Raw genomic sequence first — 21,851 nt, 5'->3', positions numbered from 1 at the left:
AAAAAATCAGGTTTACTTTCGAGATCGATTAGGGTATTATTATAAAAATATTCAGTAATATGAAAGGAGGGGGAGATCATTTGAAAAAAGTAACGATACTGAAAGCATCCATCTTATTTTTGGCGATTGCCAGTTTTCATTTGTTCTCAATTCCCCACGCCTTTGATATCGGCCATCATTATAAAGCCGTAGCCGACCAGCAGGAAATGCATGAGATGAAAGCCGGCCAAAATGCTGATGATGAAAAGAAATCCATCACAGGGGCATTTGCGCTGACTGCTATATGGGCAATGGCTGTTCTGCTTCTGACCGCTGAAAGCAAAAGTACGGGAGACACCCGCAGGCGCCAGCGGAAAAAAAGCTTTATACTGGCCAAATTTTATCAATCGTCTTATTTCGGCAAACTGCATGTTCAACATCACCCGATTATATAACGAAATATAAGGAGGCTGTTAAACATGTTGTTTATCTTAAGAATGGTGATTTTAGGCTTATTTTCTTTCACGGCGTTGAATTTATTTGTATGGCAAGGAATCGAAGTCGTTCATGCCGTAACAGATCTTTTCACCAACCATGAAAGCTGATAAGAAAACAAACGAAACCCGCTCACGTAATATGAGCGGGTTTTTTATTATTGTTCTGTATGAACGCGCCAGACAGCTGTGACCTTGCCTGATTCCTCTTCATCAATAAAGAAAGAGCCATTGCTGTATCTGTCGTTTGTCCGCAAGTCTTTCGCCTGCAGTTCTTTTCTGTCGCCCTTTTCTGTTTCCGCCATAAGCCGCTGTTCTAGACCGCATGCGAACAGGCCGACGACACGGTGAGGATTCTTCTTCAATTCCCTTAGCATCACAACACCGCGTTTTGCACGGGATGTTTTTTCAAACTCGGAAAGACTCATGCGTTTCACCGCTCCCCGCTGTGTGAACAATACAATTGAATCAGATTGTTGAAGGATGTCCCCTGAGACAACAAAGTCATCTTCTTTCAAGTTAATTCCTTTTACACCAGCGGCACGCGCGCCAACTATATTTACTTCGTCTTCTCCAAACCATAAGCCGTACCCTAAATGAGTAGCGATAAAGATCTGGCTTTCCCCATTTGTTACATGTACATCAATCAGTTCGTCTTCACCCTTCAGGTTTAACGCCACAAGCGCTTTAGAATAACGCTGTGCTTTATAATGAGTGAGCTCTGTCTTTTTCACCATTCCATTTTTCGTAAAGAACAAAAGATATGCCGACGGATCAAATTCTTTTATCGGTATGGCCTTTACAATCGTTTCATCCCGGTCAATGGTGATGATATTAGAAAAATGCTGGCCCATGTCCTTCCATCTGATATCAGGCAGCTGGTGAACCGGACAATAGATGTAGCTTCCTTTGTTCGTAAAGAGCAGCAGCACATCCGTCGTATTCATTTCAAACTGATGCAGCATCCTATCCGTATCTTTCATGCCGAAATCCTGGCCATTAGAAGCGGCAAATGAACGCTGGCTCGTCCGTTTTAGGTAACCATCCTTCGTAACGGTCACATATACATCCTCAGACGCAACCATGACTTCAAGGTTGATTTTAATTTCCTCAATTTTTTCTTCAATTACGGATCGTCTAGCGTCTGCATATTTCTTTTTCAGTGCTTTCAAGCTGTTTGTGATCACTTTCAACAGCTTTTTATCATTGCTCAGAATGGATTCGAGCTCTTCAATCTTTTTGCCAAGCTCTTCTGCCTCTTCCTTAAGCGCTGTGATATCTGTATTGGTTAAACGATATAGCTGCAATGATACGATGGCTTCGGCCTGAGGCTCTGTAAAGTCATATTTCGCTATCAAGTTGTTTTTAGCGTCACGCTTATCGCTTGAAGAACGGATCGTTGCAATGACTTCATCCAAAATCGACAAAGCTTTCATGAGGCCTTCTACGATGTGATGTCTGTCTTTTGCTTTTTGAAGCTCATAAACGGACCTGTTTGTGACGACTTCCTTTTGGTGGCCGATATACGCATCCAAAATGGACGGCAGGCTCATCAGCATTGGGCGGCGGTTATGGATAGCCACCATATTAAAGTTATATGTGACTTGCAAATCGGTGTTTTTATATAAGAAATTCAAAATGCCTTTTGCATCCGCTTCTTTTTTCAGTTCAATGACCACTCTCAGCCCTGTTCGGTCCGTTTCATCGCGAACCTCTGAGATGCCTTCAACCTTTTTATCAATGCGGTACTCGTCCATTTTTTTCACAAGGTTGGCTTTGTTTACTTCAAACGGAATTTCCGTAATGACAATTTGTTCACGGCCGCCTCTGATTCCTTCAATTTCAGCTTTTCCGCGGATAATGATTTTTCCTTTTCCGGTTTCGTAAGCTTTTTTTATGCCGTCAACGCCCTGAATAATACCGCCTGTCGGAAAATCAGGCCCTTTTATGACTTCCATCAGTTCATCAACAGAGCAAGATGGCATTTGAATGCGTTTAATGACAGCATCAATGACTTCCCCAAGATGATGAGGGGGAATGTCGGTCGCGTATCCTGCTGATATCCCGGTAGATCCGTTGACCAATAAGTTAGGAAACATCGCCGGAAGCACGACAGGCTCCTTGCTTGTATCATCAAAGTTCGGCACAAATTCAACCGTATTTTTGTCAATATCCCGCAGAAGCTCAGATGCGATCGGAGACAATCTCGCTTCTGTATAACGCATGGCTGCCGGGGGATCTCCGTCGATGCTTCCGTTGTTCCCGTGCATTTCGATTAACACATTACGCACTTTCCAATCCTGGCTCATCCGCACCATTGCTTCATAAACCGAACTGTCACCGTGCGGATGATAATTACCGATGACGTTACCGACCGTTTTGGCCGCTTTTCTGAAGTTTTTATCAAACGTGTTTCCATCTGTATGCATCGCATACAAAATTCTGCGCTGTACCGGCTTTAAGCCGTCTCTCGCATCAGGAAGCGCCCTGTCTTGAATAATATATTTACTATAGCGTCCAAAACGGTCGCCGATCACCTCTTCTAATGGTAAATCATGAAATAATTCTGGCTGTGACAATCATTAAACCTCCTCAGCGACCGATAAGTTTTCATTTTCTAAAATATTGCTTTCTTCATCTAAGCCGAAAGCGACGTTTTTCTCAATCCACTTTCTGCGCGGTTCTACTTTGTCTCCCATTAACGTCGTCACACGTCTCTCTACACGTGCCGCATCGTCGATTTTGACTCTTACAAGCGTGCGGGACTCCGGATTCATTGTCGTTTCCCACAGCTGGTCTGCGTTCATCTCTCCAAGACCCTTGTATCGCTGAATGGTATAGCCTTTGCCGACTTTTTTCAGGACATCATCCATCTCTTCGTCAGACCATGCGTATTCAATGATTTCCTTTTTCCCGCTTCCTTTGCTGACCTTATATAAAGGAGGCAGCGCAATGAACACCTTGCCATGCTCAATGAGCGGCTTCATATAGCGATAGAAAAAGGTCAGAAGCAGCACTTGAATATGAGCGCCGTCTGTATCGGCATCGGTCATAATGATGATTTTGTCGTAGTTGATATCCTCGATTGAAAAATCAGCTCCGACCCCGCCGCCGATCGCATGAATGATCGTATTGATCTCTTCATTTTTAAAGATATCCGCAAGCTTAGCTTTTTCCGTATTAATGACCTTACCGCGTAAAGGCAGAACCGCTTGGAATCTGCGGTCTCTTCCCTGCTTGGCTGAACCGCCTGCTGAATCTCCCTCAACGAGATATAATTCATTTTTTGCCGGGTTTCTCGAACCCGCGGGTGTCAGCTTCCCGCTTAATGTCGCTTCTGATTTTTTTCGTTTTTTGCCGCTTCTTGCTTCTTCACGGGCTTTGCGTGCCGCTTCGCGCGCCTGGCTCGCTTTGATTGCTTTTTTAACAAGTAACGTTGCGGTATCTCGGTTTTCCTCTAAAAAGTATGCAAGCTGCTCTGAAACAATCGCGTCGACTGCTGATCTCGCTTCACTGGTGCCGAGCTTTCCTTTTGTTTGTCCTTCAAATTGAAGAAGCTCCTCAGGAATCCTGACGGAAATAATGGCTGAAAGACCTTCCCTTATATCGGTGCCTTCCAGGTTTTTATCCTTTTCTTTCAGCAAAGCCACTTTTCGCGCATATTCATTAAAAGCGCGTGTCATCGCTGTTTTTGCACCTGACTCATGAGTCCCGCCGTCTTTTGTTCTAACGTTGTTAACAAACGATAAAATGTTTTCTGAATAGCCGTCGTTAAACTGGAACGCAAAATCCACTTCTATGGAATGATGCTCACCCTCAAACGAGACCACTTCAGACAAGACGTCTTTTTCCTCATTTAAGTAAGCGACAAACGCTTCTATGCCGTTCTCATAATAAAAAACCTCACGCTGGTCATTGCGTTCGTCAACCAGCTCAATTTTTAATCCTTTTAACAAAAACGCTGATTCTCTTAAGCGCTCAGAAAGCGTTTCAAAATTATAAGTCGTTGTGCTGAACATCGTAGGATCTGGCTTAAAGTGCGTTAGCGTTCCCGTCTTTTTTGTTTTGCCGATCTTTTCAAGAGATGTAACTGGTTTTCCTCCATTTTCAAATCGCTGCTGATAGACGAAACCGTCACGTTCAATGGTAACCGTCAGCCATTCAGATAAAGCATTCACGACTGATGCACCAACTCCGTGCAGCCCTCCGCTTGTCTTATAACCGCCTTGCCCGAACTTTCCTCCGGCATGAAGCACCGTTAAAATCACTTCAGGGGTTGGTTTGCCAAGCTTATGCATTCCGGTCGGCATGCCGCGGCCTCTATCCTGTACAGAAATACTGTTGTCTTTATGTATTTTGACGATTATGTGATCTCCATGGCCGGCAAGCACCTCGTCGACAGAGTTATCTACGATTTCATAAACCAAGTGGTGCAAGCCCCGTGCGTCAGTAGAACCAATATACATACCCGGCCTTTTCCTGACGGCCTCAAGGCCTTCGAGCACCTGTATGGCATCCTCGTTGTAATCAAATTGCTGTTTTCTAGCCAAACGTACAAACCCCTTTCAAAAACAAACATTGTCTTTCTCTTTTTCAGTGTTGCGTATCAATTGTATAAAATATTTTTTATAAACCTCGCCTCGAGCCGGTACTGCCTTGGACTCCTCATTATAACCAATATGTTTGCAATCACAACATAGAGCGAACGAATCAGTTCGCAAAACATCGGCAAGTGCTGTTTTCGCACTATGAGAACGTATGTTTGTTTATTATATATAAAGCAGCAGACCTTCGCAAATCGAACGGCCGAAACCCAGTTAGACAAGGTATTCAAAAAAAGCTGTTCAAGCTTTATTGTATCTGTTTCACCGTAATACGCAAACAATATCTTAAAATTAAAAAGCAAAAATCCTTGAATTCACAAGGATTTTTGCAGTTCTGCACCTATTTTGTTACAGCGTGCGCCACTTTTATGCACAGATCCATGATCACCGTTCTGCCTTTTTCCTTTAGCATCTGATAGGCTTCTTCATTTGCAAGCCCTTGCTGTGCCCAAAATACTGGAGCATCTGTCTTTAAAAACTCTTCCGCCACGCCTGGCAGCTGTTCTGAGCGCCGGAATACATTGACGATGTCAATCGGACCGTCAATCTCTTGTAAAGAAGAAACTGCTTTGACACCAAGTGCCTCATCAATTGTAGGATTGACGGGAATGATGTCATAACCAGCATCCTGCATCGCTTTGGAAACCATGTACGACGTTCTATCTGGCCGGTCTGAAAGCCCGACTACCGCGATTCGTTTGCTTTTATCAAGAATCTCTTTAATTTCCGCTTTGGAAGGGTTTTGCATCATGTAACACTCCTTTTTCATCTATTTTACACGATCAAAATAGATGAAATCAAAATATGATGCATGTTTGATTGGATTTGTAAGTAAACTTTACAAAAAAACTTATCATCAGATCATGACATCTCATGTTAAAATAGAAAGAAGGTACTTTGAAAAAGGAGAAATGTAGATGTTAATTGCTTTATTGATTTTTTTGGCCTACTTGATAGGCAGCATTCCATCTGGCTTAATTGTGGGCAAGCTCGCCAAGGGAATTGATATTCGAGAGCACGGAAGCGGCAACTTAGGCGCTACCAACGCATTCCGTACGCTTGGCGTAAAAGCTGGTTCGATCGTGATAGCCGGAGATATTTTGAAAGGGACGCTGGCAACTGCATTGCCTTTTCTCATGCATGTTGATATTCACCCGCTTCTTGCAGGAGTCTTTGCGGTTTTAGGCCATGTGTTTCCCGTCTTCGCCAAATTTAAAGGCGGCAAAGCCGTGGCAACGTCCGGAGGCGTCTTGCTATTTTATGCACCATTGTTATTTATCACGATGATCGCGGTATTTTTCATCTTTTTATACTTGACTAAATTTGTTTCTCTGTCATCAATGTTAACAGGGATCTACACTGTGATATATAGTCTCTTTGTTCATGATAAGTATTTATTGATTGTCGTTACCTTGCTCACTATTTTTGTGATATACAGACACCGGGCGAACATTAAACGAATTATCAATAAAACAGAACCTAAAGTAAAATGGTTATAAACGTAAAAACCTTCTCTTTTGACATAGAATAGCCTAATTCGTTTATAATAGAGAAAATTCAAATGAAGAACAAAGGGGTGTTCTGTTATGAATATGACAATTAACGAAGACGCATTGAACTGGTATAAAGAAGAGCTCGATTTAGAAAGCGGAGACCAGGTTCGCTTTTTCGTCCGCTATGGCGGATGCAGCAACGTTCAAAAGGGATTTTCCCTCGGTGTGGCGAAAGATGCCCCACAAGAGGCTGGAGTCACTGCAGAAGCCGGCGGCATCACCTTCTTTATTGAAGAAAGTGATCTGTGGTACTTTGATAACCACGACCTGCTAGTCAGCTTTTCAGCGGACGCTGATGAACCAGTTTTCGAATACCAATAAAAAAAGAACGCACATCATGTGCGTTCTTTTTTTATAGATGAAACCTTATAAGATGATCTGTCAGATTTTCTTGTTCCAAAATATACTTTTGTGTCTCACCCAGCAAATCGAAGTGAGGAAATTCACTTTTTTTATGTATCCATTCTTTTTTTAAACCGTACGCCGCTCCCCATTGAATCAGTTTATCAATATCTGCACAGCCTGCTTTTGTTACAGTCTTTGCTTCCGGAAACCGGTCATCCAGCCAATAATGTGTTAAAAAAGCGATTTCTCCTCTTTTCACTGCTTGTTTCCACCGATTGAGTTCCTCACGTTTCACACCAAACGCCATATCTCGTTCACTTCCCTATTTTCTGGCCTTTTCATATGCTGCGTGCCAATCAGGGAAAGCTTTGCGGAACTGAATAGGCTTAAAGCTTTCTTTATCCACACAAATATGAGATGAGGTGGCTTCAATAGAGAGCTCGCCGGCCGGATTATAAATGTGATAGCCATAGACGGTTTTAAAACCGTTGTATTCCTCTATCCATGTGTGCACAATCGCGATTTCTCCATAATGAAGCGGCTTTTTATAAGAAATATTGATATCAACAACCGGAGACAAGACGCCTTTCTTTTCCATATCACTGTATAAAAAGCCTAAGTCCTTAATGAGAGCCGTTCTGCCGACCTCCATCCACACAAGATAATTCGCGTGATAGACAATCCCCATTTGATCTGTTTCTGCATAACGCACTTCTATTTCTTTTTTTGATACATGCAAAATTACTCTGCTCCCTTAACGTCGATTTAGCCCCATTTTACCATAATCAAATCAGAAAGAAAAAAACCAGGTTTCCCTGGTTTTTATGAACGGTATCCGTTTTCTCTCGCTGCGGATTCATCTTGAATTTCATTACGAAACGCTTCAATACTCTGTTCGCGTCTTGCATTTTTTTCTTTGATGCGCTGTTTATCTTCTCCTGAAGCAAACTCCATTGACGCTTCCGCTTCTTCTATATTTTCAATTGTATTTTGAACCATATCCTGTAATTTTTCTACGTTATCGGAACGATCATCAGGTTTAGGCTGCTGGTATTGGTTTTGGTTGTTTGTCATTCGGTTGTACCTCCTAGAAATAAACTTGATTCGACGCTACTCGCCTTTTGTCTGCATGATAATCGGCTGCTGTCCGGACGTATCATGCATTTTTTCCCCTTTATTGGCTTTATATTTTACAGGCTTCGTACCCAAGTGGCTTGGAGCATATTGAGGCTGACCGTTTTTCTTGTTGTTTCCCATGTTTATCCCTCCTCAACAGATAGGATTCTCAAAAGGAGGGGTAAACATGAATACAAATTAAAGGTTATTTTTGCTTAAACCGCTGTTCAAGTTTTTCCTCAAGCTGATTTAAATACTCCGTATTGGTCATCAGCTCTTTTTTGTTTTCCATGACCAGCTCATGAAAAGAACGCTTTCTCATCTTCTTCACTCTTCTCACCTCCGCATGTTCTTTTATTTTTTCCAATTCTGAAAACTTGTAAGCATATCTGAACATAAAAAAACTGAACCTAATCAAGATCCAGTTTTTGTTCCATTTCTTTTTTTGTCATAGTGCCAATGTGTATGTCTTGAATAACGCCTTTTTCATCTAAGATATACGTCGTTGGATATGACATCACGTTATAGTCAGCATTAATCCCTTTTTTATCAATCAGAATGGGAAACGTTAAATCATACGCATCAGCAAACGCCCGAACCTGTTTCTCGTTTTTCTCAGCTGAAGTGAAATTTACCGCTACAACCGCAAGTTTATCTGGGTGCTCTTTTTGCAGCTGTTCCATCGCTGGCATTTCCTGACGGCACGGCTTACACCAAGTTGCCCAAAAATTGAGCAAGACTTTTTTTCCTTTTGAGTCCTGTAAGGAGCGTTCCTTCCCTGATAACGTTTTCAAAGAAAAATCAGGTGCTTGCTGTCCCTCTTCAATTCCAACTTCTTTTTTACTGTATGTTTGATACAAATTCCATCCCATATAGCCGGCAAGTATGATAAGCACGATCCCCGCAAGCCATTTTTTCAGCATATGCCACCTCCGCAGCACACTTTGTCATAAAAAGAAGAGAAAGCGAAATGCCTTCTCTTCCTATTGATTCATCAGGACTGTTTCATTTTTTCACGAAGTACCATTTGCAGGATGCCGCCATGACGGTAGTAATCAATTTCGACTTCGCTATCAAAGCGGACAACTGCTTCAAATGTTGTTACATTACCGTCTTCATTGATGGCTCTTACTGTGACAAGGTCACGAGGGCGGACTGTTTCATCAACATCAACCTCGATGACTTCTTTACCCGTTAAGCCGAGTGTTTCAGCATTTTCACCTTGTTTAAATTGAAGGGGCAGTACACCCATGAAGACAAGGTTGCTTCTGTGAATTCTTTCAAAGCTTTCAGCAATTACCGTTCTGATGCCAAGAAGGTTTGTTCCTTTTGCCGCCCAGTCACGTGAAGATCCCATACCGTAATCTTTTCCAGCTAATACGACAAGACCGGTTTTATCTTCTTTGTATCTCATGCATGCATCATAGATCGATGTTACTTCACCAGTCGGCCAGTACGTTGTAAATCCGCCTTCTGTACCCGGCGCGATTTGGTTTTTGATGCGGATGTTTGCAAATGTTCCTCTCATCATAACTTCATGGTTTCCGCGGCGGGAACCATAGGAGTTAAAGTCACGAGGAGAAACACCTTTCTCTTGCAAGTACTTTCCGGCAGGCGTGTCTTTTCCGATTGCCCCCGCAGGAGAAATATGGTCTGTTGTGACTGAATCGCCAAACTTACCGACAACACGCAAACCTTTTAATGGCTCAACCTTTCCAGGTTCAACAGACATTTCTTCGAAGAATGGCGGGTTTTGGATGTAAGTTGACTCGTTATCCCATTTATATAACGCTTCATCTGTTGTTTCAATCTCGTTCCAGCGCTTGTTGTCATCAAATACTGTTTCATACTCTTTGCGGAAGAGCTCAGGTGTAACAGTTTGCTTAACAAGTGAATTGATTTCGTCCATTGACGGCCAAATATCGTTAAAGTATACGTTTTGACCATCTTTGCCCACACCGATCGGATCGGTTTTCAGGTTAATGTTCACCGTTCCAGCCAGCGCATATGCCACAACAAGCGGCGGAGAAGCAAGATAGTTGCCTTTAACAAGCGGGTGAATACGTCCTTCAAAGTTACGGTTTCCGGAAAGGACAGACGTAATCAAAAGATCATTTTTCGCAACCGCTTCTTCGATTTCTGGTGAAAGCGGACCTGAGTTACCGATACATGTTGTACAACCGTACCCAACGAGGTTAAAACCAAGCTCTTTCATGTATGGAAGAAGGCCTGAATTCACAAGATAACCTGTAACGACTTTAGAACCCGGTGCAAGAGACGTTTTTACGTAATTAGGCACTTTAAGGCCTAACTCAACCGCTTTTTTCGCTACTAGTCCCGCGCCGATCAGAACGTACGGGTTAGATGTATTCGTACAGCTTGTAATCGCGGCAATGGCGATCGCACCCGTTTTCATAACTGTTTCTTCGCCGTTAAGGAGTTTAAACTTAATTTCTTTTTCTTCTTCTTCAGCATTTAAACCGAACCCTTGGTTACCCGCAGGGCTGACTAAATGCTTTTTAAACGTTTCCTGCATAGCAGAAAGCGGAATTAAATCCTGAGGGCGTTTTGGACCTGATAAGTTTGCTTCAATTTGAGACAGGTCAATTTCAACCACATCTGTAAATTGAGGGTCTTCCACATCAGGAGTATAGAACAATCCATTGCTTCTGCAGTACGCTTCAACAACATCAATATGTTCAGGATCACGGCCTGTCAAGCGCAGGTAGTTGAGCGCTTCTTCATCAACTGGGAAGAATCCGCATGTAGCGCCGTATTCCGGAGCCATGTTCGCAATTGTTGCGCGGTCTGCGAGCGGCAGTTCAGCAACTCCCGGTCCGAAGAATTCAACAAATTTGCCGACAACGCCTTTTTCACGCAGCACTTGTGTCACTTTTAACGCCAAGTCAGTGGCTGTTGTTCCGTTTGGAAGCTTGCCGACAAGTTTCGCGCCGATTACCTCTGGAACCGGGAAGTAAGAAGGCTGTCCAAGCATTCCCGCTTCAGCTTCAATTCCGCCGACACCCCAGCCGAGAACACCGATACCGTTAATCATTGTTGTATGTGAGTCTGTTCCGACAAGCGTATCAGGATACGTTACAAGCTCGCCGTCTTCTTCAATGGCATGGACGACACTTGCCAGGAACTCAAGGTTTACCTGATGCACGATACCTGTTGCAGGAGGCACTGCCTGATAGTTATTAAACGCTTTCTTTGCCCAGCTTAAAAATTTATAGCGCTCTGCATTTCTTTCGAATTCCAAGTCCATATTGATAGCTAACGCATCTTCTGTGCCCGCTTTATCAACCTGTACAGAGTGGTCGATAACAAGATCAACAGGAATTTCAGGGTTAATTTTATCAGGATCTCCGCCGACAGCTGCCATCGCTTTACGCAATGAAGCAAGGTCTACCACTGCCGGAACCCCAGTGAAGTCTTGTAAAATAACACGAGACGGTTTGAACGGAACGTCGATTTCCTTTAATTCGGCAGTTCCCCACTTTGCCAAATTTTCCACGTGTTCTTTTTTGATGACAAATCCGTCGACTTGACGCAATACTGATTCTAAAAGAACCTTGATGGAATAAGGAAGCTTCGAAACCTTCCCAATACCTGAATCTTCTAACGCTTTTAAAGAGTAGTAATGATATGTTTTCCCATTTGTAGTAAACGTTTTTCTCGCTTGGAAAACGTCTTTTGCTGCAGTTTTTTGCTCGTTTGCCATTCTCCAAAATCCCCCTTCAGATCAGATCATTCTCAGATGAACGTAAATTCCATCACAATTTTCTCACAATTTCATATTAAAACAAAATCATACATAAGTAAATATCAATGTTTTTATTAAATACAATAAGTTCGGCTTATCAGACAAATATACCGGTAATTATTGCTGTTTATACTCTCTCATATAACGCAGCAAAAGAAGCCATATTATGATTGAGGTGATAATGATGGTCAAAAGAAAAGCGAATCACGTCATTAACGGAATGAATGACGCAAAAAGCCAAGGCAAAGGCGCCGGCTACGTCGAAAACGACCAGCTTGTACTAACTGAAGCGGAACGCCAAAATAATAAAAAAAGAAAAACCAATCAATAACACCGGACTCTTTTAAGGAGGTTCTCATTTTATGACCAATAAAAATACAAGTAAAGATATGCATAAAAACGCCCCTAAAGGACATAATCCGGGTCAGCCGGAGCCTCTCAGCGGAAGCAAAAAAGTGAAGAACCGAAACCATACAAGACAGAAGCATAATTCAAGCCATGATATGTAAGAAAAGCAGACCTTAGTGTCTGTTTTTTTATGCGTTCACCCATTTCTGGTCCTTCGCATATGATGTAAAGCAAGGTTGATATGTGGAGGAATGCTTCCATGACCCATTCAAAACGTGATGATGCTAATGATTTCGATAGTATGGATGAATGGCTTCGGCAATTTTTTGAAGACCCTTTCGCCTGGTATGACGAAACATTGCCTATTGATTTATATGAAACAAGTCAGCAGTATATTATTGAAGCGGATCTGACTATTTTACAGCCGTCACAAGTAACGGTTACCCTGTCTGGATGTGAGTTCATCTTAACAGTCAAATCGTCAGGGCAGACTTTTGAAAAACAAATGATGCTCCCCTTTACTCTTAATGACAAAAGCATTCAAACCGAATGCGAAAATCAAATACTCACAGTTGCCGTCAATAAAGACACAAAAGATGGTTCTTCTTTTTCTCTTCAATTTCCTGTCAGCTAATATAAAAAGTCACTTTCATCCCCTATTATGAAAGTGACTTTTTTTTCCGTCCATTTATCGTCAAATACCCTCTAGTGACTCTCCCATGGCCAAATAGCAGATTCACTATACAATAGAATATGATCTACTATTTCTTTTGACTAGACGTCTATCACTTTTTTCTATTCTTTTTTACTGTGTTCTTCTAATCTCTCTTCGTATACAATATGGTTAGAATAAGGGGGAATGATTGATGCTGGAAGGCTGGTTTTTGTGGTTTATTCTGTTTTGGGTGATCACGATGGTTGTCTTATTATCAATCGGCGGTTTTTTTATGTTCCGAAAGTTTTTAAAGCGTTTACCAAAAGAAGACGGCAGATCAGAACTTGATTGGCAGGATTACTATATCGAAAACAGCAGGCATTTGTGGAGCAATGAAAACAAAGAATTTCTGAATGAATTGGTATCGCCGGTGCCGGAACTGTTCAGAGATGCAGCCAAAGCCAAAATCGCAGGTAAAATCGGTGAGCTCGCATTAAAAGAAAAGGTATCTAAGATTGATCAGCAGCTTATGATCAAAGGCTATATTCTCGCAACTCCTAAAAGAGACCATACCTTCTTAAAAAGGCATCTGAGAGACAAAAAAATCGATCTCGAGCCTTATCAGACCCTTCTCAAATAAAAAACCTTTCCTGATAGAAGGAAAGGTTTTTTAATTCATTTGAATATTAGCTGACTGCAGCTCGTTATGAAGTTTACGATATGATAAATACATGGCGATTCTCCACGGCACTATCATACCGAAAGCCAGAATCCAAAACATTCCGCTCAGTGCGCCATAGTCAATTGATGTGCTTAAGATCGATTTCATCACGATTCTGATCACTAAAAGACCGACTAATATAAATACAAAAGCTTTAGAGCGTTTCATATAGATTTCATTATTTTTAATTTCGAACTTAGAAGTTTTGATTAGAAAAATAGAGAAAATCACGCCTAAAGTGATTGCTTCTAAAAACTCTGCACCAGTTACCCAAAATACCGGAAATAAAAACATTAACGCTCCCGTACTCATAAAAATCGGCGGAAGAATAATTTTTCTCGGTGAAACGGGCTTGTCAGAGGACTTTATTCTGACCACCATCACAGTTACAGCCATTAACACAGCAATAATCGATGAAACTATTATCATCATACATATCATTCCTTTGTTTCTAGGAGTGTTGATACTATATACTATACTCCAAAACAATAAAAAAAACCATTTTCAAAAGAAATGACTTTAATTTCCTATAACGCGGCTAACAGCTTCTAACACTTTTGTTTCCTCAAACGGCTTAACAATAAAGTCCTTTGCCCCCAGCTCAATCGCTTCAGCCACAATTCTTTGCTGGCGCATAGCGGTGCACATGATGACCTTCGCTTTAGGATCGAAGGTTAAGATATCACGAAGTGCCTTAATGCCGTTTTTCACTGGCATTGTAATATCCATTGTCACGATGTCCGGCCGCAGTTTTTTATAAAGGTCTGCCGCTTGCTCACCGTCCGCCGCTTCGCCTGCAATGATGTAATTTGCCTCTTCCAAGATCTCTCTGATTTTCACTCTCATGAACTTGGCGTCGTCTACAACTAAAACTCTTGTCATATTCCCCTCCAAAAATCGATTTCAACAGACAATAGTCTTATTGTACCAAAAACAAAGGGATTAGTAGTAGTGCGAAAGTAATTCTCTATCAAAAACCGGTAAATCCTCCAAACAGATCAGACAGCAAAATAATGATCAGGCTCATCCAATCAAAGAATAACAGGACACCAATCACTATCATCAAAACGCCGCCTGCTTTCATAATCAAAAGCTGGTTCTTTCTTATCCACTTCAGCTTTGTGATAAAGAAAGACAATAAAAGAAACGGAACAGCAAAGCCGAGTACATATAACATCATGTATGGCACCGCTGAGCCTGGATTTGTGCCCGCAAGTGTGATAACAGCAGCTAATATCGGACCGGTACATGGCGTCCATCCCGCCGCAAACGCCATACCGATTAAGACAGAACCTAAAAACCCGCTTGGCTTATGCTTAAAATGGATTCTCCGTTCTTTCATCATCGCCTCAGGCCGGAACACGCCAAGCGTAATGAAACCGAACAAAATAATAAGCAGCGCTCCAATTTGCCGAATCGCATCGTGATAATCTCTAAACAAGCTGCCAATAAAAGATGTTCCATAGCCTAAAGCGATAAAAATAATGGAAAAGCCAAGCAAGAAACACAAAGTATGAAACAAGCTTCTTTTTTGCAGCAGCAGTTTTTCTGTTTTCACATCATCGATGCTGACCCCTGTAATATAAGACAAAAAAGCAGGGTAAAGCGGCAGGCAGCAAGGCGAAATAAAGGATAAAAATCCCGCTCCGAATGTCAAAAAATAATTCATGTCTCCCATGTCATCATCCCTTCATGATTTGACATTCCTTCAAGTTATGACAAAATCATTTCATTTTTTTAACACTTTCACTTGAAGGATTTCTATTTTCAGAAAAAACTTATATAATTTAATTTGACATTGAGATATTGTACTCCTTCTCATTTGAAAATTAGTATAAATATGGATATAATATAAACATTCAATTTGAAGATCTAATGTATGAAAGGATACTTCCCTGTGATTAGAGAGCATCTATTAAATGAAATTGAAAAAAAAAGAGCAGAGCTGCTGCAAATTGTCATGGCGAACGGAATGACATCTCATATTACGATAGAGCTCAGTCAGGAGCTTGACCATCTTCTCATACAATATCAAAAGCAGCGCCTTCGAGCAGTAGCGGGTGATGAATAATTGCAAAATAAAAAACCCGTATAAGGGTTTTTTATTTTATAACCATGTTTCTCTATATCATAATCTTTACGTATTATTTCGTTTGATTATTCATGGCTTTCATCATTTGGTTGATTTTCTTTTGAGAAGGTTTCATTCCCATTTGCATCATCATCATGCGTAACATTTGTTCATTAATAGGCGGATTCTTTTTAAGGTAGCTCATCATATATTTACGAGCAATAAAAAACCCGAGTGCAACACCTATGAGCAATGCAACAACGCCCACTAGGATGCCAACCCATAAAGTCATTTTATTTCCTCCTTCATGTTGTCTAGTTTAAAGTGTACTAAACCAAAAGCTATTATACAACATTTACATCTCTTTTTCTTCGGTTTTAGACAAAATTTCTTTCTTTCACCGGATTTAGCCATCCATATCGCTTCGAATTGAAATCCATTGCCAGAAAACAAGGGCTTACTTTTCTCAACACTTCAAAGAAAATCGTTTCTGCCTCGTAATCTCCCGAAGCCACAATTTCTATCAGGTTCTCCTTCATCATAAACGTCGCGTGGCCTTTTGCTTTCGGCAAAGCTAATCTATAAATATAATCCAGCTGCCTGTAATCCGCATTGTTTAAATTCATTTTTAACCGCTGATGCATATGTAAAATCGGGATTGGCTGTGTAATATATTGAATCTGTTTTTCTGTCATTTCATACTGCTGCTTTGTCAGGCTTGTCCAATGATAGTCTTGAAACACCTCAAACATAACCGATTCCCGCCCGAAATAGTGATTGGCAAACTCCTCTTTTATCAGGTACGTATAGTAGTGACGTTCCATCTTTTCATCCCCTTTTCCAGCAGCATCTCATTTGCTCTCTATTATACAAAAGAAGAAAAGAAAGAATTGTCTATTACTGTTAAACAGCCAATACTATTTTTGTCGGATAAACAAGAAAAAGAGGATGATTTGACTCATCCTCTTGAAAAGACTTTTACTTATTGAGTAATGCTTTCACTCGGTTCACTACGTTTGGAACTGAGAAGCCGTATTCATTGATGACGGTTTCGCCAGGAGCAGATGCACCAAATCTGTCTATACCGAGCACGTCTCCTTCAAGTCCCGTGTATTTGCCCCATCCAAATGATGCGCCCATTTCAATCGCAAGACGTTTTTTCACATCTGCAGGAAGGACAGTGTTTTTGTATTCATCAGATTGTTTATCGAAACGGTCCATAGAAGGCATGCTGACAACAGAAACATCGATATTTTCTTTTGCCAATTCAGCCTGCGCTTCAACGGCAAGGCCTACTTCTGAACCTGAAGCGATGAGAAGAGCGTCAGGTGTTTCGTTTTTAGATTTAGAAACAACATATGCACCCTTTTCTACTCCTGCCAATGCTTCTTCAGCTGTTTGGTCGATCGTAGGAAGGTTTTGGCGTGTCAATACTAGTGCTGTTGGCTGGTCAGTGCTTTGCACTGCAAGCTTCCATGCTGCCGCTGTCTCATTGCCGTCTGCAGGACGGATCAAGGAAAGATTAGGCATTGCACGGAGTGAAGCAAGCTGCTCAACAGGCTCGTGTGTCGGGCCGTCTTCACCTACCGCAATACTGTCATGTGTGAAGACATATGTGACAGGAAGACCCATTAACGCTGCAAGGCGAATCGCCGGACGAAGGTAATCAGAGAAGACAAAGAAAGTCCCGCCGAATACACGAAGTCCGCCATGAAGCGCCATACCGTTTAAGGCTGCACCCATCGCAAATTCACGAACACCGAACCAGAAGTTTTTGCCTGAGTAATCAACCGCTGTAAAATCACCGGCATTTTTAATTGTCGTTTTGTTTGATCCCGCTAAGTCAGCAGACCCTCCGACAAAGAAAGGAATTTTTTTCGCAAGTCCATTAAGAACCTCACCGGAAGATGCACGAGATGCCAGGCTGCTTCCTTTTTCATAAACAGGAACTTCTTGATCCCAGTCCTTCGGAAGCTCTCCTTTGATTGCCAGCTCAAGCTGTTCAGCAAGTTCAGGATAAACTTCTTTATATTTATCAAATTGGGCATTCCATTCCTGTTCCTTTTTCTCGCCCGATTCTTTAACCGCTGTTGCGAAATGCTCATATACTTCTGACGGAACGTAGAAATCTTCTTCATACGTCCACGCGTAAGCTTCTTTTGTTAATTTGCTTTCCTCTTTACCAAGCGGCGCACCGTGTACACCGGACGTACCGGCACGGTTAGGTGAACCAAATCCGATTGTCGTTTTCACTTCAATTAATGTAGGTTTTTTTTCATTTTGGCGTGCTTTTTCAATAGCCGCTGTTAATTCTTCAATGTTGTTTCCATCCTCAACATAAAGAACTTCCCAATTCATTGCCTCAAAACGCTGCTTCACGTTTTCAGAGAATGAACGGTCGAGATCTCCATCAAGTGAGATGTCGTTAGAATCGTATAATACGATCAGGCGGCCAAGCTGAAGATGGCCTGCGAGTGAAGCGGCTTCAGAAGAAATACCTTCCATTAAGTCACCATCACCGCAAATACTGTATGTATAATGATCGACTACGTTAAATGCATCGCGGTTGTAAGTTTCCGCTAAATGGCGTTCAGCGATAGCCATTCCGACCGCCATGGCAATTCCTTGGCCGAGCGGACCTGTTGTCGCATCTACACCGGCAGTATGTCCGAATTCCGGATGTCCAGGTGTTTTGCTGCCCCATTGGCGGAATCCCTTAAGATCTTCAATGCTAAGATCAAACCCGCTTAAATGAAGCATGCTGTATAAAAGTGCTGATCCGTGTCCAGCAGATAAAACAAAACGGTCACGGTTAAACCAGCCAGGGTTTGCCGGACTTACGTTCATAAATTTTGTCCAGAGCGTGTATGCCATTGGAGCAGCCCCCATTGGCATCCCTGGGTGACCAGAATTTGCTTTTTCAATAGCGTCTATTGACAGTGTGCGAATGGTAGCAACTGATTTTTTTTCCATTGTATCCATAAAAATCCCCTTCCTTATGTGTTGTACCCTTACATCATAAATGTCTGACGACTTTTTCTCAACTGTTTCAGCTTAAATTTGAGAGAAACTTGTTGAATTTTGTCACATAAGAGTTTTGCTTATAGTATATGCAAAAGAGGAATACGATATTGCCGTATTCCTCTTATATTAGTGAAGTTTGTTATTTTTTTGTTCTCTTTTTAGCTTTTCTGGTGTTACGTCATTTCCTTCTGGGTCAATGATTTTTACACTTTTTAACGTGTTTTTCATAGAAGAACGAAAACCTTTCAGGTACTCTTGACGGAGCTTTTGCTGTTCAGCTTTTTCTTCTTCTGTCATAACGCCAGCTTTAGCTTTGGCAGCAAGTTCATTAATTCTGGCAATTTTTGCGTTTGAAATCATGGTAAACTCCTTTATGCATTTTGTCTATATAGTACTAGATCAAAACGAGTTTTACAACTGATTCACTCGGCTGTCTCTTCATCTATGTATTCCTGATACCGCCGATGGACTGTCGCTTTAGACACATCATAGCCAAACCCTCTTAGCGTGGCCGCAATTTCCGCGAACGTCAGTTTATTCGCTCTTAGGCGGACGATCTCTGAAATGGGGACCTCTATTCTTTCTTTTCCGCTGTTTTCATGTTGGTTTTTCAGGTTTTTTTGCGGTTTAAAACCGTTTTTTACTGCACGCTTCATTCCCCGCTTGATTTTCATGTTGTGAATTTTCCGCTGATACTCTTCCACAATGCTGACGATCTCCAGCACCATCGAGTCAGCCTCCGATAACTCCAATTCACCTCTGTGAGCCGTTGTATAAACTTTCACACCTTCTCTGTAAATACAATGCAGCAATGCGATTTTTGCATTTCCCCGACCGAGCCTTGTCTCATCCTGAACCAAAATGACATCAATTTCAGCATTCTTGATCTCATCAAGCAGCTCAAATACACCATCCCGATCCATTTCATATCCACTGGCTTTTTCAGAAATCACTTTGACGACTTCCATGCCGTTCTCCGCTGCAATCGCTGTGAGCTCCTCTTCCTGCCGCTTTAATGACGTCTCTTGCTGTTCTTTATTTGTGCTTACGCGGGCATAAATGAGTGCTTTCATTTTTTCTATCTGTCCTCTCTATCTTACAGTTGCCAATTCATATGCATCCTGATGCTTCTTTTTCAATGGAATCACCAACTCATCTCCCGGCTGGATATCAGATGTCTGAAGATGATTTTTATCAGCTACCCATTCAATAAAATCACTTTTGTTTATCTTTTTTGTATCTGCAACCTGATCAGCAATTGACCATAGTGTGTCGCCTTGCTGGACTTCTATTTTAGCATATTGATTAAGCTCCTGGCCGCTGCTTGTATATGACAGCAATAGGATAACCGCGCTCAAAATCACTGTGAACAGACCGACAAAAATAATAGATTCTTTATTCATGATCATAACCTCCGACAGGAATGTTTGTTCGCTTTTTATAATTTCAGTATATACGAACAAACGTTTCTGTCAATTGTTTTTTCGAACCTATGTTTGTACTGGGAGGAAAATCATGCTATAATCTTCTTAAAATCGACGTTTTGAGGTGCGAAAAATGACGAAGCTATCAAAAAGGCAACTTGATATCCTGCGTTTTATTAAAGCAGAGGTTAAATCAAAAGGATATCCGCCTTCCGTGAGAGAAATCGGAGAGGCTGTCGGGCTTGCGTCCAGCTCAACTGTCCACGGCCATTTGGCCCGTTTGGAAACAAAAGGGCTGATCAGACGGGATCCGACAAAACCTAGAGCAATAGAAATACTTGATGAAGAAGTAGACATTCCGCAAAGCCAGGTCGTTAATGTACCGGTCATCGGGAAAGTCACGGCGGGTTCTCCTATTACAGCAGTAGAAAATATTGAAGAATATTTTCCGCTTCCTGACCGTATGGTTCCACCGGACGAGCATGTGTTTATGCTGGAGATTATGGGAGACAGTATGATTGACGCTGGTATTCTCGATAAGGATTATGTCATCGTTAAACAGCAAAACACAGCGAACAACGGGGAAATTGTAGTTGCGATGACAGAAGATGATGAAGCTACGGTAAAACGTTTCTATAAAGAGGATACTTACATTCGCTTACAGCCCGAAAACCCAACGATGGAACCTATCATTTTGCAGAATGTCAGCATTCTAGGGAAAGTGATTGGCGTGTTCAGAACCGTCCATTAACCTATTGATCTATCAGATGCATGAAATAACCCCCTCTTCTTTTACGGAGAGGGGGTTTATTGTACAAAAAAAAGCAGGCCCGCCCTGACTTTTGGGTGCGAGCCTGAATAGGAGGAAAAAGAACATCATGTTTACACCATAATTATCCACTAAACGATTGTTGAAGTCAAGAAATTTTCTTTCCTTTAGGAAACTTTTGTTTGAACGTTGTTTGTTTAAAAACTTTAGACGTTATCTTCTTAAAAAACGTTTCAATTTATGGGACGTGGTATGATACGGCTTCATGGTTATTTAAGAGCGAAATGACTGAACATAATGAAAATTTAGTACATAGTTTATCTAGTTCAATATTTACTACAAAAACATCAAAACGGCTGTTAAGCTCAGGAGTTTTATTTTCAATCAAATCACCCCTTTTTTAAACCCTACATGCGATTGATGTATATGTTACGTGTAATATCAAGAAGTCATTTCAATCATAAAAATTCATATGCTTTTTTTCCTCTTTATAATAACGCAGCCGGTCTTGAAGAGTTCCGGTATGAAATTCAAATTTATGGCCGTCGGGGTCGGTAAAATAAATTGATTTTCGATCGCGTTCATCTCGTTCTCTGCCAGACAGAATATGAACATGAAGTCTTTTTAATTTTGCTGACATTTCCTCAAACTCTTGATCTTCAATAGTAAAAGCAATATGGGTATAAGACGCCTTAATGTCATTTCTCGGAATATCAGGTTCTTCATTAAGCGCAAGCCAGGTGCCATTTAAATCAAAATATGCTGTTGTTTTCCCCCTTACTAGCAGCCTGGCATCAAACACTTTTTGATAAAAATCAATCGATGTATCCAGATGAGAAACTGAAAATAACAAGTGATTGATTCCTTTTATCTCCACAAATCATTCCTCCTCGAAAGCTGTTCATCCATATGTACGGCTTTTTTTTCAAAAAGGTTTCATGCAGCCCCAGGAAAAATACCAGTATAAACAAAATCGGATTGT

General features: G+C 41.4%; 30 protein-coding genes. 10 read left to right on the top strand and 20 right to left on the bottom strand.

Going from position 1 to position 21,851, the window contains the following annotated elements:
• Window positions 1-80 precede the first annotated feature (80 nt).
• Window positions 81-434: a hypothetical protein gene (locus EFK13_RS09995; RefSeq protein WP_129505564.1), complete on the top strand. Its 354-nt coding sequence runs from the start codon at window positions 81-83 to the stop codon at window positions 432-434.
• 24 nt (window positions 435-458) lie between these two features.
• Window positions 459-584: a hypothetical protein gene (locus EFK13_RS21095; RefSeq protein ID WP_283107655.1), complete on the top strand. Its 126-nt coding sequence runs from the start codon at window positions 459-461 to the stop codon at window positions 582-584.
• A gap of 47 nt (window positions 585-631) precedes the next feature.
• On the opposite strand, the gene parC is transcribed toward EFK13_RS21095, so the two are convergent.
• From parC to EFK13_RS09980, 3 genes are all read right to left on the bottom strand, one after another.
• Complete coding sequence (gene parC, locus EFK13_RS09990) at window positions 632-3,052, bottom strand: DNA topoisomerase IV subunit A (protein ID WP_129505565.1); 2,421 nt, start codon at window positions 3,050-3,052, stop codon at window positions 632-634.
• Window positions 3,053-3,055: 3 nt separating this feature from the next.
• A complete protein-coding gene (gene parE / locus EFK13_RS09985; protein ID WP_129505566.1) occupies window positions 3,056-5,023 on the bottom strand; it encodes a DNA topoisomerase IV subunit B in 1,968 nt (655 codons plus the stop codon).
• A gap of 394 nt (window positions 5,024-5,417) precedes the next feature.
• On the bottom strand, window positions 5,418-5,825 hold the full coding sequence (locus EFK13_RS09980) for a CoA-binding protein (RefSeq protein WP_129505816.1): 408 nt from the start codon (window positions 5,823-5,825) through the stop codon (window positions 5,418-5,420).
• A 169-nt stretch (window positions 5,826-5,994) separates the two neighbouring features.
• On the opposite strand from EFK13_RS09980, the gene plsY reads away from it, so the two are divergent.
• Together plsY and EFK13_RS09970 are read left to right on the top strand one after the other, a co-directional pair.
• Window positions 5,995-6,576: a glycerol-3-phosphate 1-O-acyltransferase PlsY gene (gene plsY, locus EFK13_RS09975; protein ID WP_129505567.1), complete on the top strand. Its 582-nt coding sequence runs from the start codon at window positions 5,995-5,997 to the stop codon at window positions 6,574-6,576.
• An 87-nt stretch (window positions 6,577-6,663) separates the two neighbouring features.
• Complete coding sequence (locus tag EFK13_RS09970) at window positions 6,664-6,951, top strand: HesB/YadR/YfhF family protein (RefSeq protein ID WP_129505568.1); 288 nt, start codon at window positions 6,664-6,666, stop codon at window positions 6,949-6,951.
• Window positions 6,952-6,982: 31 nt separating this feature from the next.
• Here the strand turns inward: EFK13_RS09970 and EFK13_RS09965 are convergent, their stop codons facing one another.
• The 7 genes from EFK13_RS09965 to acnA form a co-directional block, all read right to left on the bottom strand.
• Complete coding sequence (locus EFK13_RS09965) at window positions 6,983-7,282, bottom strand: hypothetical protein (protein ID WP_003221255.1); 300 nt, start codon at window positions 7,280-7,282, stop codon at window positions 6,983-6,985.
• A 15-nt stretch (window positions 7,283-7,297) separates the two neighbouring features.
• Window positions 7,298-7,714: a YbgC/FadM family acyl-CoA thioesterase gene (locus EFK13_RS09960; protein ID WP_129505569.1), complete on the bottom strand. Its 417-nt coding sequence runs from the start codon at window positions 7,712-7,714 to the stop codon at window positions 7,298-7,300.
• 83 nt (window positions 7,715-7,797) lie between these two features.
• The gene (tlp, locus tag EFK13_RS09955; RefSeq protein WP_129505570.1) at window positions 7,798-8,049 is read right to left on the bottom strand and encodes a small acid-soluble spore protein Tlp; all 252 of its coding nucleotides are present in this window, start codon (window positions 8,047-8,049) and stop codon (window positions 7,798-7,800) included.
• Window positions 8,050-8,085: 36 nt separating this feature from the next.
• Window positions 8,086-8,232 carry an acid-soluble spore protein SspN gene (sspN, locus tag EFK13_RS09950; protein ID WP_003221249.1) on the bottom strand — a complete coding sequence of 49 codons (147 nt, stop codon included), beginning with the start codon at window positions 8,230-8,232 and terminating at the stop codon, window positions 8,086-8,088.
• Window positions 8,233-8,296: 64 nt separating this feature from the next.
• Window positions 8,297-8,422, bottom strand: coding sequence for an FbpB family small basic protein (locus EFK13_RS09945; RefSeq protein ID WP_003244964.1), 126 nt, complete (start codon window positions 8,420-8,422; stop codon window positions 8,297-8,299).
• Between the two features lie 79 nt (window positions 8,423-8,501).
• Window positions 8,502-9,014, bottom strand: coding sequence for a redoxin domain-containing protein (locus EFK13_RS09940; protein ID WP_129505571.1), 513 nt, complete (start codon window positions 9,012-9,014; stop codon window positions 8,502-8,504).
• Window positions 9,015-9,085: 71 nt separating this feature from the next.
• The gene (acnA, locus tag EFK13_RS09935) at window positions 9,086-11,815 is read right to left on the bottom strand and encodes an aconitate hydratase AcnA (RefSeq protein WP_129505572.1); all 2,730 of its coding nucleotides are present in this window, start codon (window positions 11,813-11,815) and stop codon (window positions 9,086-9,088) included.
• A 226-nt stretch (window positions 11,816-12,041) separates the two neighbouring features.
• On the opposite strand from acnA, the gene sspO reads away from it, so the two are divergent.
• From sspO to yneK, 4 genes are all read left to right on the top strand, one after another.
• Window positions 12,042-12,188, top strand: a complete 147-nt coding sequence (sspO, locus tag EFK13_RS09930; RefSeq protein ID WP_003221239.1) for a small acid-soluble spore protein SspO — start codon at window positions 12,042-12,044, stop codon at window positions 12,186-12,188.
• A 31-nt stretch (window positions 12,189-12,219) separates the two neighbouring features.
• Window positions 12,220-12,366, top strand: a complete 147-nt coding sequence (locus EFK13_RS09925) for a small acid-soluble spore protein P (RefSeq protein ID WP_003221237.1) — start codon at window positions 12,220-12,222, stop codon at window positions 12,364-12,366.
• An 80-nt stretch (window positions 12,367-12,446) separates the two neighbouring features.
• Complete coding sequence (gene cotM, locus EFK13_RS09920) at window positions 12,447-12,839, top strand: outer spore coat protein CotM (RefSeq protein ID WP_129505573.1); 393 nt, start codon at window positions 12,447-12,449, stop codon at window positions 12,837-12,839.
• 232 nt (window positions 12,840-13,071) lie between these two features.
• Window positions 13,072-13,500 (top strand): DynA interaction protein YneK, encoded by a 429-nt coding sequence (gene yneK, locus EFK13_RS09915; RefSeq protein ID WP_129505574.1) that lies wholly within the window; start codon window positions 13,072-13,074, stop codon window positions 13,498-13,500.
• Between the two features lie 30 nt (window positions 13,501-13,530).
• On the opposite strand, the gene EFK13_RS09910 is transcribed toward yneK, so the two are convergent.
• From EFK13_RS09910 to ccdA, 3 genes are all read right to left on the bottom strand, one after another.
• Window positions 13,531-14,022, bottom strand: a complete 492-nt coding sequence (locus EFK13_RS09910) for a CcdC family protein (RefSeq protein ID WP_080474684.1) — start codon at window positions 14,020-14,022, stop codon at window positions 13,531-13,533.
• A 78-nt stretch (window positions 14,023-14,100) separates the two neighbouring features.
• Window positions 14,101-14,463 (bottom strand): response regulator, encoded by a 363-nt coding sequence (locus EFK13_RS09905; RefSeq protein WP_064814112.1) that lies wholly within the window; start codon window positions 14,461-14,463, stop codon window positions 14,101-14,103.
• 88 nt (window positions 14,464-14,551) lie between these two features.
• A complete protein-coding gene (gene ccdA, locus EFK13_RS09900) occupies window positions 14,552-15,259 on the bottom strand; it encodes a cytochrome c-type biogenesis protein CcdA (protein ID WP_129505575.1) in 708 nt (235 codons plus the stop codon).
• A 219-nt stretch (window positions 15,260-15,478) separates the two neighbouring features.
• Between ccdA and ynzD the strand changes: the two genes are divergently transcribed.
• Window positions 15,479-15,652, top strand: coding sequence for an aspartyl-phosphate phosphatase YnzD (ynzD, locus tag EFK13_RS09895; protein WP_024121579.1), 174 nt, complete (start codon window positions 15,479-15,481; stop codon window positions 15,650-15,652).
• A gap of 73 nt (window positions 15,653-15,725) precedes the next feature.
• Here the strand turns inward: ynzD and EFK13_RS09890 are convergent, their stop codons facing one another.
• The 6 genes from EFK13_RS09890 to yneA all read right to left on the bottom strand — a co-directional run bounded on the left by EFK13_RS09890 (window position 15,726) and on the right by yneA (window position 20,085).
• Window positions 15,726-15,944: a YneF family protein gene (locus EFK13_RS09890; RefSeq protein WP_003221221.1), complete on the bottom strand. Its 219-nt coding sequence runs from the start codon at window positions 15,942-15,944 to the stop codon at window positions 15,726-15,728.
• Window positions 15,945-16,029: 85 nt separating this feature from the next.
• Window positions 16,030-16,476, bottom strand: a complete 447-nt coding sequence (gene sirA, locus EFK13_RS09885; RefSeq protein ID WP_129505576.1) for a sporulation inhibitor of replication protein SirA — start codon at window positions 16,474-16,476, stop codon at window positions 16,030-16,032.
• 154 nt (window positions 16,477-16,630) lie between these two features.
• Window positions 16,631-18,634 (bottom strand): transketolase, encoded by a 2,004-nt coding sequence (gene tkt, locus EFK13_RS09880; RefSeq protein WP_129505577.1) that lies wholly within the window; start codon window positions 18,632-18,634, stop codon window positions 16,631-16,633.
• A gap of 168 nt (window positions 18,635-18,802) precedes the next feature.
• On the bottom strand, window positions 18,803-19,036 hold the full coding sequence (locus EFK13_RS09875) for a DUF896 domain-containing protein (protein WP_129505578.1): 234 nt from the start codon (window positions 19,034-19,036) through the stop codon (window positions 18,803-18,805).
• Between the two features lie 62 nt (window positions 19,037-19,098).
• Window positions 19,099-19,749, bottom strand: a complete 651-nt coding sequence (locus EFK13_RS09870) for a YneB family resolvase-like protein (protein ID WP_129505579.1) — start codon at window positions 19,747-19,749, stop codon at window positions 19,099-19,101.
• Between the two features lie 18 nt (window positions 19,750-19,767).
• The gene (yneA, locus tag EFK13_RS09865) at window positions 19,768-20,085 is read right to left on the bottom strand and encodes a cell division suppressor protein YneA (RefSeq protein WP_129505580.1); all 318 of its coding nucleotides are present in this window, start codon (window positions 20,083-20,085) and stop codon (window positions 19,768-19,770) included.
• Window positions 20,086-20,233: 148 nt separating this feature from the next.
• Here yneA and lexA point away from each other — a divergent pair, with 148 nt between their 5' ends.
• A complete protein-coding gene (gene lexA, locus EFK13_RS09860) occupies window positions 20,234-20,851 on the top strand; it encodes a transcriptional repressor LexA (RefSeq protein WP_129505581.1) in 618 nt (205 codons plus the stop codon).
• Window positions 20,852-21,323: 472 nt separating this feature from the next.
• Here lexA and fosB read toward each other — a convergent pair whose 3' ends face one another.
• Window positions 21,324-21,746 (bottom strand): metallothiol transferase FosB, encoded by a 423-nt coding sequence (gene fosB, locus EFK13_RS09855; RefSeq protein WP_129505582.1) that lies wholly within the window; start codon window positions 21,744-21,746, stop codon window positions 21,324-21,326.
• Window positions 21,747-21,851: the final 105 nt, after the last annotated feature.

The organism is Bacillus cabrialesii, from assembly GCF_004124315.2.
Lineage (GTDB): Bacteria > Bacillota > Bacilli > Bacillales > Bacillaceae > Bacillus > Bacillus cabrialesii.
The sequence above is the reverse complement of the archived record's forward strand: the minus strand, read 5'-3'. Positions and strand labels throughout refer to the sequence as shown.

Bases quoted from the DNA above. Each gene is read 5' to 3' on its own strand.
- EFK13_RS09870 (WP_129505579.1), bottom strand. From the start codon at position 19,749: ATGAAAGCACTCATTTATGCCCGCGTAAGCACAAATAAAGAACAGCAA.
- ccdA (WP_129505575.1), bottom strand. From the start codon at position 15,259: ATGGGAGACATGAATTATTTTTTGACATTCGGAGCGGGATTTTTATCC.
- tlp (WP_129505570.1), bottom strand. From the start codon at position 8,049: ATGACAAACAACCAAAACCAATACCAGCAGCCTAAACCTGATGATCGT.
- EFK13_RS09980 (WP_129505816.1), bottom strand. From the start codon at position 5,825: ATGCAAAACCCTTCCAAAGCGGAAATTAAAGAGATTCTTGATAAAAGC.
- tkt (WP_129505577.1), bottom strand. From the start codon at position 18,634: ATGGATACAATGGAAAAAAAATCAGTTGCTACCATTCGCACACTGTCA.
- EFK13_RS09925 (WP_003221237.1), top strand. From the start codon at position 12,220: ATGACCAATAAAAATACAAGTAAAGATATGCATAAAAACGCCCCTAAA.
- yneK (WP_129505574.1), top strand. From the start codon at position 13,072: ATGCTGGAAGGCTGGTTTTTGTGGTTTATTCTGTTTTGGGTGATCACG.
- sirA (WP_129505576.1), bottom strand. From the start codon at position 16,476: ATGGAACGTCACTACTATACGTACCTGATAAAAGAGGAGTTTGCCAAT.
- EFK13_RS09940 (WP_129505571.1), bottom strand. From the start codon at position 9,014: ATGCTGAAAAAATGGCTTGCGGGGATCGTGCTTATCATACTTGCCGGC.
- yneA (WP_129505580.1), bottom strand. From the start codon at position 20,085: ATGATCATGAATAAAGAATCTATTATTTTTGTCGGTCTGTTCACAGTG.
- EFK13_RS21095 (WP_283107655.1), top strand. From the start codon at position 459: ATGTTGTTTATCTTAAGAATGGTGATTTTAGGCTTATTTTCTTTCACG.
- EFK13_RS09970 (WP_129505568.1), top strand. From the start codon at position 6,664: ATGAATATGACAATTAACGAAGACGCATTGAACTGGTATAAAGAAGAG.
- EFK13_RS09890 (WP_003221221.1), bottom strand. From the start codon at position 15,944: ATGACTTTATGGGTTGGCATCCTAGTGGGCGTTGTTGCATTGCTCATA.
- sspN (WP_003221249.1), bottom strand. From the start codon at position 8,232: ATGGGAAACAACAAGAAAAACGGTCAGCCTCAATATGCTCCAAGCCAC.
- EFK13_RS09905 (WP_064814112.1), bottom strand. From the start codon at position 14,463: ATGACAAGAGTTTTAGTTGTAGACGACGCCAAGTTCATGAGAGTGAAA.
- lexA (WP_129505581.1), top strand. From the start codon at position 20,234: ATGACGAAGCTATCAAAAAGGCAACTTGATATCCTGCGTTTTATTAAA.
- EFK13_RS09965 (WP_003221255.1), bottom strand. From the start codon at position 7,282: ATGGCGTTTGGTGTGAAACGTGAGGAACTCAATCGGTGGAAACAAGCA.
- plsY (WP_129505567.1), top strand. From the start codon at position 5,995: ATGTTAATTGCTTTATTGATTTTTTTGGCCTACTTGATAGGCAGCATT.
- EFK13_RS09910 (WP_080474684.1), bottom strand. From the start codon at position 14,022: ATGATATGTATGATGATAATAGTTTCATCGATTATTGCTGTGTTAATG.
- acnA (WP_129505572.1), bottom strand. From the start codon at position 11,815: ATGGCAAACGAGCAAAAAACTGCAGCAAAAGACGTTTTCCAAGCGAGA.
- sspO (WP_003221239.1), top strand. From the start codon at position 12,042: ATGGTCAAAAGAAAAGCGAATCACGTCATTAACGGAATGAATGACGCA.
- cotM (WP_129505573.1), top strand. From the start codon at position 12,447: ATGTGGAGGAATGCTTCCATGACCCATTCAAAACGTGATGATGCTAAT.
- EFK13_RS09875 (WP_129505578.1), bottom strand. From the start codon at position 19,036: ATGATTTCAAACGCAAAAATTGCCAGAATTAATGAACTTGCTGCCAAA.